Origin of the sequence: Mucilaginibacter sp. SG564, from assembly GCF_013149275.1 — a bacterium.
Lineage (GTDB): Bacteria > Bacteroidota > Bacteroidia > Sphingobacteriales > Sphingobacteriaceae > Mucilaginibacter.
Window position 1 is genome coordinate 218993 of sequence record NZ_JABGNA010000006.1, and the last position, 13928, is coordinate 232920.

15 protein-coding genes are annotated in these 13928 nt (G+C 45.3%); 9 read left to right on the top strand and 6 right to left on the bottom strand.

Going from position 1 to position 13928, the window contains the following annotated elements; all coding sequences use genetic code 11:
* Nucleotide 1: 1 nt before the first annotated feature.
* A complete protein-coding gene (msrB, locus tag FHW89_RS15450; RefSeq protein WP_172335958.1) occupies nt 2–523 on the top strand; it encodes a peptide-methionine (R)-S-oxide reductase MsrB in 522 nt (173 codons plus the stop codon).
* 214 nt (nt 524–737) lie between these two features.
* Here msrB and FHW89_RS15455 read toward each other — a convergent pair whose 3' ends face one another.
* Complete coding sequence (locus FHW89_RS15455) at nt 738–1487, bottom strand: DeoR/GlpR family DNA-binding transcription regulator (RefSeq protein ID WP_172335959.1); 750 nt, start codon at nt 1485–1487, stop codon at nt 738–740.
* A 97-nt stretch (nt 1488–1584) separates the two neighbouring features.
* Here FHW89_RS15455 and FHW89_RS15460 point away from each other — a divergent pair, with 97 nt between their 5' ends.
* On the top strand, nt 1585–2034 hold the full coding sequence (locus FHW89_RS15460; RefSeq protein ID WP_172335960.1) for a DUF1569 domain-containing protein: 450 nt from the start codon (nt 1585–1587) through the stop codon (nt 2032–2034).
* A gap of 19 nt (nt 2035–2053) precedes the next feature.
* Nucleotides 2054–2611, top strand: coding sequence for a 5'(3')-deoxyribonucleotidase (locus tag FHW89_RS15465; protein ID WP_172335961.1), 558 nt, complete (start codon nt 2054–2056; stop codon nt 2609–2611).
* 182 nt (nt 2612–2793) lie between these two features.
* On the opposite strand, the gene FHW89_RS15470 is transcribed toward FHW89_RS15465, so the two are convergent.
* On the bottom strand, nt 2794–3090 hold the full coding sequence (locus FHW89_RS15470; RefSeq protein WP_172335962.1) for a Dabb family protein: 297 nt from the start codon (nt 3088–3090) through the stop codon (nt 2794–2796).
* Nucleotides 3091–3231: 141 nt separating this feature from the next.
* On the opposite strand from FHW89_RS15470, the gene FHW89_RS15475 reads away from it, so the two are divergent.
* Nucleotides 3232–4134 (top strand): metallophosphoesterase, encoded by a 903-nt coding sequence (locus tag FHW89_RS15475; protein WP_172335963.1) that lies wholly within the window; start codon nt 3232–3234, stop codon nt 4132–4134.
* Here FHW89_RS15475 and FHW89_RS15480 read toward each other — a convergent pair.
* Nucleotides 4124–5614 (bottom strand): PLP-dependent aminotransferase family protein, encoded by a 1491-nt coding sequence (locus FHW89_RS15480; RefSeq protein WP_172335964.1) that lies wholly within the window; start codon nt 5612–5614, stop codon nt 4124–4126. The two genes, FHW89_RS15475 and FHW89_RS15480, sit on opposite strands and share 11 nt — an antisense overlap.
* Nucleotides 5615–5711: 97 nt before the next feature.
* On the opposite strand from FHW89_RS15480, the gene FHW89_RS15485 reads away from it, so the two are divergent.
* The 5 genes from FHW89_RS15485 to FHW89_RS15505 all read left to right on the top strand — a co-directional run bounded on the left by FHW89_RS15485 (nt 5712) and on the right by FHW89_RS15505 (nt 8752).
* Nucleotides 5712–6278 (top strand): Crp/Fnr family transcriptional regulator, encoded by a 567-nt coding sequence (locus FHW89_RS15485; RefSeq protein ID WP_172335965.1) that lies wholly within the window; start codon nt 5712–5714, stop codon nt 6276–6278.
* Between the two features lie 94 nt (nt 6279–6372).
* Nucleotides 6373–6873, top strand: a complete 501-nt coding sequence (locus FHW89_RS15490; RefSeq protein ID WP_172335966.1) for a DoxX family protein — start codon at nt 6373–6375, stop codon at nt 6871–6873.
* 19 nt (nt 6874–6892) lie between these two features.
* On the top strand, nt 6893–7321 hold the full coding sequence (locus FHW89_RS15495; protein ID WP_172335967.1) for a cupin domain-containing protein: 429 nt from the start codon (nt 6893–6895) through the stop codon (nt 7319–7321).
* A 1-nt stretch (nt 7322) separates the two neighbouring features.
* A complete protein-coding gene (locus FHW89_RS15500; protein WP_172335968.1) occupies nt 7323–8345 on the top strand; it encodes an EamA family transporter in 1023 nt (340 codons plus the stop codon).
* Between the two features lie 26 nt (nt 8346–8371).
* Nucleotides 8372–8752: a DoxX family protein gene (locus FHW89_RS15505; RefSeq protein ID WP_172335969.1), complete on the top strand. Its 381-nt coding sequence runs from the start codon at nt 8372–8374 to the stop codon at nt 8750–8752.
* Between the two features lie 177 nt (nt 8753–8929).
* On the opposite strand, the gene FHW89_RS15510 is transcribed toward FHW89_RS15505, so the two are convergent.
* The 3 genes from FHW89_RS15510 to FHW89_RS15520 all read right to left on the bottom strand — a co-directional run bounded on the left by FHW89_RS15510 (nt 8930) and on the right by FHW89_RS15520 (nt 13926).
* A complete protein-coding gene (locus FHW89_RS15510; RefSeq protein ID WP_172335970.1) occupies nt 8930–9343 on the bottom strand; it encodes a VOC family protein in 414 nt (137 codons plus the stop codon).
* A 232-nt stretch (nt 9344–9575) separates the two neighbouring features.
* Nucleotides 9576–10661 carry an efflux RND transporter periplasmic adaptor subunit gene (locus FHW89_RS15515; RefSeq protein ID WP_172335971.1) on the bottom strand — a complete coding sequence of 362 codons (1086 nt, stop codon included), beginning with the start codon at nt 10659–10661 and terminating at the stop codon, nt 9576–9578.
* Nucleotides 10662–10665: 4 nt separating this feature from the next.
* Nucleotides 10666–13926: an efflux RND transporter permease subunit gene (locus tag FHW89_RS15520; RefSeq protein ID WP_172335972.1), complete on the bottom strand. Its 3261-nt coding sequence runs from the start codon at nt 13924–13926 to the stop codon at nt 10666–10668.
* Nucleotides 13927–13928: the final 2 nt, after the last annotated feature.

Sequence of the window (13928 nt, forward strand, 5' to 3'; positions counted from 1 at the left end):
AATGAAGGCAATAATTTTAGCATGTGTATTGGTGCTTTTCTTTGGAGCAGCTAATGCCCAGAACCTGAAAAGCAATAAAGGGCACGAAAAGAACCCGTATTACTCCAATACCGATACCAAAAAACTAAACGTAAGCGACGCGGAGTGGAAAAAGATATTACCGCCAGATTTATATGCTACTGCGAGAGAACAAGCAACAGAGGCCCCGTTTACCGGGCAGTACTGGGATAAAAATGCCAAAGGTACTTACTATTGTGCCGTATGCGGAAATGAACTGTTCCGGTCCGACGCTAAATTTGCCAGCAATTGCGGTTGGCCAAGCTTTTACCAGGCTGTACGTAAAAACAGCGTGATTTACCGGGAAGATGATTCGCATGGGATGCAACGTACCGAAGTGCTTTGTGCCCGGTGTGGCTCGCACCTGGGGCATATTTTTGATGATGGCCCGGCGCCAACCTATAAAAGGTATTGTATGAACTCCATCTCGCTTGATTTCGCTCCTGATGGGTTGAAAGCTAAATAGAATTGGAATAGAATAAAGATATAAGAGGCAAGAATCAAGAGCCTCACCCAACCCTCTCCATCCCGATAGCTATCGGGAGAGAGGGCTTTAAAATAATCTTTTTAAAGTCTCCCCCTTTGGGGGAGATTTAGAGGGGGCTCTTGACTCTTGACTCTTGACTCTTGACTCTTGACTCTTGACTCTTGACTCTTGACTCTTGACTCTTGACTCTCTCTTACTTAATCAATATCCCTGCTTCTTTAAATCCACTCAGGTCTGTTGTGGATGGATCTTTTTCGGTAACAATAACGTCGATGGCATTAGCCGCGCATACATAATACGGGTCCGACGCACCTATTTTATCGTAGGTGGATAGGGCGATAACATATTTTGATGTTTCGATCATGGCCCTGTCAACCAGGCTTTCCTGGTAAGTAAAGCCGGTTAGGCCCAGCTTAAGATCAATGCTGCAAATACCCATCAGACACACATCTGCCCTGAAATTACGTATGGCCTCAATGGTTTCATGCCCGGTAGTTGAAAACGCATGTTTGTTAAGCTCGCCGCCAATAAAAAAAACGGTAACATGGGGGTAATCCTCTAAAATAGATACCACCGGGAAGCTGTTGGTAACAACGGTTAGGCTGATGTCTTTTGGCAACGCGGCAATAACCGCGGTGGTGGTGGTACCTCCATTAAGAATGATAACCTGCCCGGGTTTTATAAATTCTAAAGCTTTTTGCGCTATTACTTTTTTATGATGTGTATCAATATGCTGACGTTCCTTAAAATGGGGATGTACTGGTGAACTCATAATGGCGCCACCCCGAACAGCTTTTAAGAGGCCCTTGTCTGATAATTCTTTGATATCCCTTCTAACCGTGTCTGTCGACACATTGAGCAAGCGGCTCAGATCGTCCAAAACAACTTTATTGTCCTGGGCAATCTGTTCAATTATTTTTTGAAGACGTTCTTCTTTCAGCATAAGAACAAATATAAGGATAAATTGCTTATTGCAAATTATTGCATTAAATTCATATTTAATTTGCAATAAATTGATATTTATTGCATAATATTGCAATATGAAAAATCTATTTAACCAAACCGACACATCTGAAATCCTTGATCGTGTTGAACATTTAAAGCCCACCCCAAAGCCGCTTTGGGGCAAAATGGAGATTGCGCAAATGCTGGCTCATTGCTCAGTAACACTGCAAATGGCTAATGGCGAAAAGAATTTACCAAGAACTTTTTTAGGCTGGATCTTCGGACGGATGGCCCAAAAGGAATATTTTAACGAAAAACCTTTTGCGCAGAATGTGCCATCAGACAAGCATTTGAAAATTACTGACAACAGGGATTTCGCGACAGAAAAACAAAGACTAATAGCATATATCAAAAAATTCCAGGCTGCCGGCGAAAATGGGGCAACCAAGCACCCACATCCTTTTTTCGGGGAGCTTACACCGGCTACCTGGGGCGTTGGTATGCATAAACATCTTGATCATCATTTACGACAGTTTGGAGCTTAAAGAATAACAACAATAAAACATGAAGAAATTAAAAAGAATTGCAGTAGATATGGACGGCGTTTTGGCAGATACCGATACGCAATATTTAACCTGGTACTACAATACCTATGGTGTGCAGATCCCTTATGAACACATGGTAGGTAAGCCCGAAGGAGAAGGTTTCCCGGAGGAAGGCGCCATACGCAAGTTTATATTATCACCTGGCTTTTTCCGTACCCTGCCGGTGGTTCCGGGCGCAGTGGAGGCTATCAGGGAACTGATGGAGGATTACGAAATTTTTATCGTATCGGCGGCCATGGAATTCCCCTTATCACTGCCCGAAAAATATGAGTGGCTGCAGGAGCACTTTCCATTTATACCCTGGACCCATATTGTTTTTTGCGGTGATAAAAGCCTCATCAATACCGATTACATGATCGATGATCATCCTAAAAACCTGGATAAATTTAAAGGGACAACCATTATGTTTAATGCTGCACATAATGCCAATATTGATCATCATCAGCGGGTACGGTCATGGGCAGAGGTATTAACTTTATTAAAAAAAGAAAATGATCTGATACCCGAAATAGAATAATAGATAAACCAAAACCCCTTGAAATTACCGTAAATATAATGAAAACGGCAGAGCGCCGTTATAGAGCTAATACCAGATACTTATCTTATTCTATCTATAAATACCGATCAACTTTACTCAATCTCAGCAAACCCGCTTTATGTTAATATAAAGCGGGTTTTGTATGTATGGTATTTTATAGTTTATTCGGCATCGTATATCACTACTTTATCAAAGTATACGCGGAAACCATCCAAAAAAGCCAGGTGCAATGGGTGGGTTTGATAAACATCGTGCCCGGCCAGATCATCAAAAAATACGGTTAAGCTAAAAGTATAGGTGGTATCCACAACTGCACGTTCAATGGGGGCAGGTGTACCAATATGTAATGTTTTAATGCTTTCAACGCCTGCTAATGTTTCCAGGCTTTTACGAAAAGCTATTTTTTGATCAGCGGTAGTGTCGGCTTTGAGCCAGAATAAAACGTGGTGTACTATCATTGTTTAAATTTTGACAAATGTAATGAATAGGTATTTTTACCTCATCGGGTTTTATAGATTTTTGTAACAGATTATTTAACCCTGATTTAAGCTAAAATCCAAATGGATAAAGCACCTTTGTGGCTACTGAAATATAGAACTATGCAAAGAAGATCGGCCCTGAAAAATATCGGGGGACTGCTGTTGGTCCCTTCTCTAACGTTTGGTAAAACATCAGCAAAAAACGAGCCCGTTTTGAGGGTAGCCCATTTAACCGATATCCACCTTAAAAATAAATTCGATGCGCCGGCCAGGTTTGCCAAATGTCTGCACCATGTGCAACAGCAAAGCCCCAAAGTTGATCTGGTATTGAATGGCGGCGACGTGGTATTTGATATGAACAAGGAAAATCTCAGCACCATAAACGATCAATGGCAACTAAGCAAATCCATCATGAAGGCCGATTGCAGCGTACCGGTACGTTACTGCCTGGGCAATCATGACATCTGGTGGAACGAGAACGATAAAGGACAAGCTATTTACGGCAAAAAATACTCCATGGATCAGCTGGGCCTTGTTAAACCTTATTATAGTTTTACGCAAAACGGCTGGAAATTCATTATCCTGGATAGTGTTCACCTGGATATTGACAATACCTGGTACATCGGCAAACTGGGCGATGAGCAATTTGCCTGGCTCGAACAGGAATTGAAAACTACCGATCCATCTACTCCGGTGTTGGTGATGACGCATATCCCTATCCTGACAGCCACTAACCTGATTGAGGATAACACCGTGAACCGGTGGACAATGTATGGCGGCGATATGCATACCGATAATGCCAAGATCATCAAACTGTTTTACCAGCATCCCAACGTAAAGCTTTGCCTGAGCGGGCACATCCACCTACGCGAAAAACTGGTGTATAACCATGTTACCTACCTTTGCAATGGTGCGGTAAGCGGTGCCTGGTGGGAAGGCAACCGCAGGGAAACGGCTCCCGGTTATGGGCTTATAGATCTGTATGCCGATGGCAGTTTTACCGAAGATTATATCAACTATTAAGCGATTTTTTAACAGCCGATGTTAATATCCCGGTAGCGGTTTCCAGCTCTTTGGGCGTTAAAGAGGCAAAGCCTAAACGCACCGAAGAGCTGGGAAATGCGGCGTCATGGTAATAACCATTGCCATTACTTACGGACAAGCCCATAACCGCGGCTTTTTCAGCCACTTCACGGGCTTTAATGCCATTGAGATAATTTACCCAAACTGCAAAACCACCATCGGGTATTTTAAAACTAATATGTTCATGAAGCTGCTCTTTGAGCAGGTTACAAAATACATCGCGCCGTTCGTGGTAGGTTTTGTTGGCTTTTTTCAGATGCCGGCCTATATCGCCGTTCTTTAGCAGGTTGGACATGGCTTCTTCTAAAAGTAATTCGCCCTGCCTGTCAATCAATCTGCGTAAGCGGGCGGCCTGTGTAATTAAGTTGGGCGGTGCCACCATAAAGCCGATGCGGATACCCGGCGCTATGGTTTTACAAAACGAGCCGATATAAATGATACTACCATAGTAATCGGCGCTGGCCAATGGTAAGATGGGGCCGCTTGAGTAATGAAAATCATAATCATAATCGTCCTCAACAATTGCAAAACGGTATTTATGCGCAAGCTCCAGCAGCTGCATGCGCCGTTCAGAACTTAAGGTAACCGTAGTTGGGCGGTGATGATGCGGAATAACATATACCAGTTTTACCTTTTTCTTTTTACAGATAGCTTCCACGGCTTCCAGGTCAATCCCACACTCATCAACCGGAACCAGCGCCATTTGCGCCCCGGCCTGTTCAAAAGTGTGGTTTGCTTCAGGATAGCCGGGATCGGCAGCAATTACCGTATCGTTTTTGGAGAGTAATATCTGGGCGGTGAGGTATAGGGCCATTTGCACACCTTTGGTAATCATGATATGCTCAGGATTAACCTGCAAGCCGCGTGTTTCGCCCAAAAAACGGGCAAGCTCTGTACGCAGGTTTTCGGAACCATACTCCGGGCCGTACATAAGGTATTGTTGGGTGAAATGATAATTGCCAAAGCGCCGGTATTCGCGTACCATCAGGTCAATTGGAGCTAAGCGGGTATCCGGAAAACCATCGTTAATGACCAGGTTAGCATGATGAGCAGGCTTAAATAATTGGGGAAAGGGGATCCTGTTGTCGTCTACGTCAAAATAGGTTTTTGCATTATAACCACCTGGTTCGGCATGCTCAGATAACTGTCGTGGTTTAATATCGGGGAGGTTCTTAGCTACAAAAAGACCCCGGCGCGGATAAACCTCAACCCAGCTTTGTGCATACAGCTCGTCATAGGCGGCTACCACGGTTTGACGGTGTATGGCTAGTTTTTGCGCCAATGCCCGGCTGCCTGGTAATGCCGAGCCTGGCTTTAATTTACCCTGACGTATCTGGCCAATAATGCCATTGGCAATTTGGAGATAAACCGGTGTTTGCGCAGTTTTGTCAATCGGTATTAAAAATTCGGCTAAGTGCATACTGGACCAGTTGGCTATTGGTTTATGAATGATAAATATAGGCCAATGCTTTTTTATTGGATACAATAAAAACAAAATTTGTACATTAATCGGCATAATGACGGCAGAACTTAGGGCTTTTATAAAACAATACGCGGATCTTGACGAGGATAAGCTGGATGCTGTTACCCAGAAGTTTAAGCAACGCAGCCTGAAAAAGAATGATCTTTTATTGGAGGAAGGCTTGGTATGCTCCGACCTGGTTTTTGTGCAGCAGGGCTGTTTACGACTGTATTATTTGCAGGATGAGGTAGAAATATCGGTGTGGTTTGCTTTTGAATATTCCTCGGCTATTGAGATCTATAGTTTTATCAGCGAAAAACCCTCAAAGTATTTTTTGCAGGCTATTGAGGACACAGTAATATGGTACCTGCCCAAAAGCGAACTGACCAACTTGTATAGACAATACCCGGAAATGCAGGAAATGATGCGCAATTTTTGGGAAGATGTGATCCTTAATCTGCTGGAGCGGTTCACTGCCCTCCAACGGGATTCGGCCGAACAGCGTTACCTCGACCTGCTGACCAAACCTACTTTTCTGCAAAAGATACCTCAGAAATATCTCGCCTCATTCATCGGCGTTACTCCTACGTCCCTGAGCCGGATAAGAAAGAATATCCGCTAACTCAAACTGGACCATCTTCGTTATTATTAGTGGACCACATAAGTGGTCCACAGGCGGCGTACCTTTAAGTGTTATTTAATAAAACACAAAGATTATGCAGCTGACTCAAAATTTTAAACTCCCCTCCCTGTACTTACGCGTAGCCATAGGCTCGGCTTATTTATGGGAAGTTGCCGACCGTTTGGGTGTATTAGGCGCTCATGGCAGGCCGCATGTAGGCTGGGGCGACTGGCCGCATTTTGTGGATTATGCCCGCCAGGTTATGAGCTTTTTGCCAGCATCGGTAATTCCCGCTTTTGCTACCCTCGCTACCATAGGCGAAGCTGTTTTTGGTTTCCTGATCCTGATAGGTTTGTTCACCCGCCAGGCGGCAATTGGTTCCGGAATTTTAGGATTCTGTTTTGCCTTAGCCATGGCCATATCCTTTGGTATCGAATCGCCGTTGGGTTATTCGGTATTTACACTGAGCGCGGCGAGTATTTTGCTGGCCAGCTTACCATCATACGCCTGGAGCATCGACAGCCTGCTATCACATCAAAAAATCAACAAGCAACTGAGTATTTACCAGGATAAAAACGGTGTAGAAACTGTTTGAGTCCATAAATTTTATAAAAATGAATACATTATTTATCGCTATATTAACGCTTTTGCCCCCATGCTTTGGCAAGTTAAGTACGCCGAAACAGGTACACCATAAAGAGCAGAGCAACATAACTGAAACTTATCTGCTCAAAACCTTGCTCAATCAGCGGGGTATCAACAATAAAGAGGTGCAAATGCTGGTGGTAACCTTTCCGCCGGCAAGTGTGTCCGCCGCGCACAGGCACCCTTTTCCAACTTTTGGCTATTTGCTGGAAGGTGAGCTGGAATCAACTTTTGAGGGCAAAACCTATCATTATAAACCCGGCGATTCATTTTATGAAAAGCCAAACGGCCTGCATGCGGTAACCCGTAATAGCAGCAAGAATAAACCGGCCAAGCTACTGGTATTCTTCATCGCCGAAAAAAATAAACCTACTACCGTACCTGTAAAAACTAAATAATATGAAAACTGCGACTTCAAATAAACCATCAACCTTTTTAGTGGTAATAGCCTTTGTCATTGTTTATGTGGTATGGGGCTCCACCTACTTTTTTATCCAGATGGCCGTACACGGCTTTCCGCCTATGCTGATGGGAGCTGTTCGCTTTTTTACAGCTGGCATATTGTTATTAACATGGTGTCAGTTGAAAGGTGATAAGCTTTGGGTTAAAAGAGATATCATCACTTCGGCCATCAGTGGTTTGCTGATGCTTTTTGTGGGTACCGGTATTGTGTTCTGGGCCGAACGTACCCTGCCAAGCGCTATGGTGGCCATCCTGGTATCGGCCAACCCTATTTGGTTTGTAATTCTTGACAGGATAAACTGGAAAGCCAATTTTAAAAGCCGTACCACCATTGCTGGATTGATACTGGGTTTTGCCGGGGTGATCCTGCTTTTTGGTGAGGCTTTCAGCAAATCATTATCTGGTGCCATAAGCCATGAGCAGTTAACCGGCCTGATCCTGCTGCTGGCCGGCCCTATTGCCTGGTCGGCAGGCTCGTTGGTTTCCAAAAAACGGGGTAGCGATGCTCCGGCAAGGGTAAACACCTCCTGGCAAATGATCATCTCGGGTCTGGCCTTTATACCTGCCAGTTTGTTTGGCCATGAACTGGGTTCATTTCATCTGGCCAGTGTGCCTTTGCAGTCATGGTTGGCTATTGTGTACCTGATATTTTTTGGTTCGATAGCCGCATTCAGCGCATATGTATGGTTATTGAAAGTGCGCCCGGCAACCGAGGTAAGTACGCACTCCTATGTAAACCCGGTTATAGCCGTGTTGTTGGGTATCCTGTTTGCTCATGAAAACATATCAGTACTGCAAATATTTGGCCTTATAGTGATATTAATCAGTGTGTTACTGGTGAACATGGCTAAATATGGCAAAATCACCTTTATACGCTCGTGGTTTAAATTAGGCAGCCGTAATGATAAATTAGTAGAACATTTAAGCCCTGCCCAGCGTACTAAAGTCTGTCTGGATTAATTCGTAATAACCTAAAAAACAATCACATGAATACGAAAAAGATTAACATTGCTTACTGGATTTTTACCATTTTGCTATTGGCCTTTATGGGATTAGGCGCGGTGCCAGATCTGTTGTCGATGCCCGAAGCCCTGGCCATATTTAAGCAATTGGGGTATCCTGCTTACCTATCACCCTTTTTAGGTGCTGCTAAATTACTGGGCGTGATCGCTATTTTAATTCCCGGTTTTCCCAGGATCAAGGAATGGGTGTACGCGGGTTTTGTTTTTGACCTTACCGGAGCTACGTATTCTTCCCTGGCTATAGGCACACCGGTATTACAGGTATTGCCTATGTTAATTGGTTTCGCGCTGATCATAGGGTCCTACATTTATCACCATAAAAGATTAAAGGCTAAACAAGCCTGATCTATTTTAAGAGAATCAAGATACAAGAATCAAGATACAAGAATCAGGATCCAAGGTAACTTAAAAGCTATTCGATTAAATTTATAGGAATATTCATTTAATGAAGGAAGCTTCAATTGGATTTAAACCACCTTATTGTCTCTGATTTCCTGGCTCCTGATTCTTGTATCTTGACTCTTAATTCTCATAGCTAATCAGCCATTGGTTGCCATATTGATCAACAAGATCGCCAAACAGGCTGCCCCAAAAAGTATCTTCCAATGGATGAGTTGCTTCGCCATTGGTAGATAACCGCGCGTAATAATCCCGGGCCTCTTCCTCTGTATTGCAATTTAATAGTAAGGAAACCGAATTGCCTCTGATCAAGCCAGATTCGGGTACCATATCCGAGGCAGTAAGTATCATATCGCCTTTGGTGAGGGTGGCATGTACCACACAATTTTCCATACAGGGGGGCATGGGCTCATTAAGTGGCAGGGGTAGTTCGCCAACGGTTTGGAAGCTGAGTTCACCTCCAAGGCATTCTTTATAGAAGGTCATGGCCTCCAGGCAATTACCGTTAAAAGTTAAGTATGAATTGATATTTGCCATGTCGGTTTACCTTTAATAAGTACAGATTGATTGACTATACAAAAATGAGTGTTGCAACGCAATTTTGTGGGGGCCTAACACGACAATTGAGCGGGTGAATAACGACAAAAAAGAGAATCAAGAGATAAGAGTCAGGAATCAGGACAAAACGTTTCTTTTCGTCAATCCCTATTAGGGCGGAATATATATTTTTCTCTCTTGATTCCTGACTCTTATCTCTTGATTCTATTCACTAATTAATCGCCGCCCCGGCTTTCAACTCATCACCCGGGTGATTAATGATCTGGTCGCCGGCCTTCAGATTACCAAATACTTCGGTGGAGTCATTCCTGGCCAGGCCTTCTTTAATATCAACCAACACGGCTTTTCCCTCTTTAACAGTAACCACATACTCGCGTTCTGTTGAGCGTACAATAGCATTGTTAGGCACCAACAGTGATTTAGCGCCAGAAAGCATGGGGATTCTTACTTCGGCATACATACCCGGCTTTAACTGCCCGTTTTTATTTTGCACATCAATTTCAATAGCTTCGGAGCGCATGCTGCCCAGAGAGTTAGCCGAGCGGCTTATTTTTGCAGTTTGCTGACTGCCTGGCATGGCGTTAAATACAAAGGTAACGGGCTGTTGCAGATCTACCTTGTCCACATAATCCTCTGGGATAAATACTTCCAAACGCATTTTGCTGATGTCCTGCAAAATCAGCATCGGCTGATCGGTTCCTTTGCCGGGTGATACCAACGCTCCGGGCGATACGTTACGCTGAACGATCATGCCGTCAAATGGCGCGCGGATATTCAGGTAATCCTGTATGGTACGTACCGAAGCTACATTGGATTGCTCCGACCGGGCCATAGCGTCATCGGCTTTCATTTTGGCTGAGGCATTGTCCAGATCGAGCGGGGATACCGAGCCGGGTTCTTTGGCGGCCTCTTTTAAGCGCTGGTATTTTTCTTTACTGGCGATGGCGTTTTCCTGGGCCTGCAAAAAACGGGAATTGGCCGCCTGTAATTGAGATTCCATTTCGGGAGCTTCCAGGGTCATCAACAGTTGCCCTTTTTTGACTATGGCGCCACGGTCAACATATAGTTGTTTTACAAAGCCGTTCACCTTGGGGAAAATGTTTACCTCATTAAAAGGCTTTAATTGCCCCGGCAGGCGAGCCTGGCTGGATAGCGCTTTTTCGGTTATGATACCGGTTTCATAGGCTGATTTTTTGCTGGTGGAAACCGCTGCTATATTGACCGGTGTTTGGTTACTGGAGCAGGCTGCCAGCACACTGGTGGCAGCTGCTAATATGATGATTGATTTAAATTTCATGATCTTATACTGTTAAGGTTTCTTCTTCTGTTATTTCGGTTGCGTGTTCGGCAGATTCACCAGGCATTAATGATGGCGAATCGTAGGCGGTTTTGTTTTGTACCCAGGCAAATACCTGCGGTAAAATAAACAGGGCTGCCAGTGTTGAGGCAAATAGCCCGCCGATTACCGCCCTGCCTAACGGGGCAGACTGCTCACCGGCCTCGCCCATGCCCGAGGCCATAGGTATCATACCGGCAATCATGGCTAAACTGGTCATGAGGATGGGGCGTAAACGGATAGATGCGCTGGTGATGGCCGCTTTGGTGGCATCACGATAATCCAGGCGCAGCTTTTCGGCATTGGTTACGATGAGGATGGCGTTGGCCACGGACACCCCCGTCGACATGATCATACCCATGTATGATTGCAGGTTAAGCGTAGAGCCAGTAGCCAGCAACATTAGCAATGAACCCAGGATTACTGCGGGTACCGTTGATAATACCGTTAACGATACCTTGAACGACTGGTAATTGGCCGCCAGCAATAGGAATATCACCAGGATGGCCAGGCCCAAACCATTCTGCAAACTGCTCAGTGTTTCGGTAAGCAGATTGGCCATACCGTTTTGTGATGCCACCAAGCCCTTAGGTGCTGCACCCAGCGAGTTGATGGCCTTTTGCACATCGTTGGTAGCGGTACCCAAATCCTTTTTATAAATATTGGCGCTGATGGTTACAAAGCGGCGTGGCCCGGCCCGGTCATATTCGCCCGGTACGTAGCTGGTAGTAAAGGTGGCGATATCGCTCAATACCGGGCTACTTTGGCCTTTAACCAGTGGGATTTCTTTCAACTGATCCATGGTGTTCATCACATATTCCGGAATTTGCACCTGCACCTGGTAGGTATAGGCTCCTTTTTCATCTAACCAAAGGTTTTTATCGGTAAAACGACTTGATGAGGTACTGGCGGTAACCGAGCGGGCAATATCCTTGATATTAAGTCCCAACTGTGCCGCCTTCAACCTGTCGAGCGTGATCTTGATCACCGGAAATTTAAGGGGTTGAGCTATCTGTACATCGCGCAGGTAACTGATGCTTTTGAGTTTATCTACCACTTTGTTGGCATAGCCTTCAATCTGGGCCATATCCTTACCTGCTACCTGCACCTCAATAGGCGATGATGCACCCTGGCTCATAATCTTCTCGGTCATGTCAATAGGTTCAAAGGTTATGCGCAATTCAGGCAGTTTATAGTGGATGTTTTTACGCAGGGCATCTTTCAGCTCATCCATATTCACCTTGTATTTTTCATCCAGGTTTACCTGCAATACAGCTTCCTGGGTACCGGTATTAAATACGTACAGGTTACTGGTTCCGTAAGCGGTAGGTACCAAACCAATATAACCCGAGGTGATCTCCACATGGTTATTCACCGTTTGGTTAATGATCTGCAATACCTGTTTAAAGGCGTCTTCGGTGCGTTCCAAACGGGTACCATCGGGCTCTTTAATGCGGATCTGAAACTGGCCGTTATTGAGCTTCGGCATCATATCCTTGCCGATAAACACAAAGCAAAAACCGGCCAGGATGATCACACTAAAAAGATACACCAGCACTATGCCCTTTTTACGCGGCATGCTCCTGTTAAGTACTCCAATAAGCCATAGTTTAACGCGCTCAAACAGGTCGTTCTCTTCGGGGTGTTTTTGTTCGTTAGTCAGGTGATTTTTTACCTGTCCTTCTTCCTGCTCATCCAGTGCTTCGCCCGCGTGGGCGTGAATATCTTCGTGGCGGTAGTGCTGGTAACGCTCGGCCTTGATGAGCCAGTTACTCAGAATAGGTACCACAGTTTGCGCCAGCACGTAGGATACGATCATGGTTAAACCGATGGATAAGGAAAGCGGCAAAAACATGGCCTTGGGTACGCCGTTCATCATAAACGATGGGGCGAAAACCGCCAGGATACAAAGTAGTATCAGCAATAACGGAAACGAGATCTCTTCGCAGGCATCATAAATAGCCTGTCGTTTGGATTTGCCCATTTCCAGGTGCTGGTGAATGTTCTCGATGGTTACCGTGGCCTGATCGACGAGGATGCCGATGGCCAGCGCCAATCCGCTCAGGGTCATGATATTGATGGTTTGCCCGAACATGCTGAGCAGTAACACTCCTATCAGGATAGATACCGGGATGGTGATCACCACGATAAGACTGCTTCGCCAATCGCGAAGAAACAATAGTACCATTAAACCGGTGAGCAGGGCTCCCAGTCCGCCTTCGGTCATTAAACTTTTCACGGCATTCACCACAAACACCGATTGGTCAAACTCATAGCTCAGCTTCACATCATCGGGCAGCAGGTTCTGCATTTCGGGCAGTTTGCTTTTGAGGTTTTGCACCACGGCCCAGGTAGAGGCATCGGCGGTTTTCACTACGGGGATATACACCGAGCGTTTGCCGTTGATGAGGGCATAATCCACCGTAATATCTGCAGCATCGGCCACGCGGGCCACATCCTTTACAAAGATGGGTACGCCATTCTGCGTTTTTACGGGGATATCGCCAAAGTTGTCCGGGTTTTTAATGAGCGTGTTCATGGTAGTCAGGAACATCGTATTATCCAGCCTGAGGTTACCTGATGGCGATGTTACGTTGAACTTGGCCAGCGCGTCAACCACTTCATCGGGTGTTAAATTGTAACTGCGCAGTTTATCCGGATCAAGATTTACGGTGATGGAGCGCGCGTTGGCGCCAAATGGCGGCGATGGCGAAAGGCCCGGAACAGTAGCAAACATAGGGCGGATCTTGGTGGCAGCCATATCGTAAATATCCTTCAGACTTCGTGTCGGGCTCGAGAACACCAGTTGACCAACAGGTAAGGAGGAGGCATCAAACCGGACTACCTGCGGCGGCAATGCACCGGGAGGGAAAAAGCTGGATGCCCTGTTTACCTGCAGCGCCACCTGTGCCGAAGCTTCGGCCATGTTAGTACTTTCATAAAAGGACAATTTAATGAGGGTTAAACCCTGTATGTTTTTACTGGTGATGCTTTTAATACCATTGATGTACAGGAACTGATCCTGGAACTTGGTAGAGAAAAAGCCTTCCATTTGCTGCGGCGACATGCCGCCATAGGCTTCGATAACGTATATGGTGGGCAGGTTGAGTTGCGGGAATATATCTATCGGTATTTTTACTGCGCTGAGCACTGAAAATATCAGCAAACTCATGGTGATCACTATGGTAGTGATGGGCCTTTTCAGCGCGGAGGTGACCATTGACATAG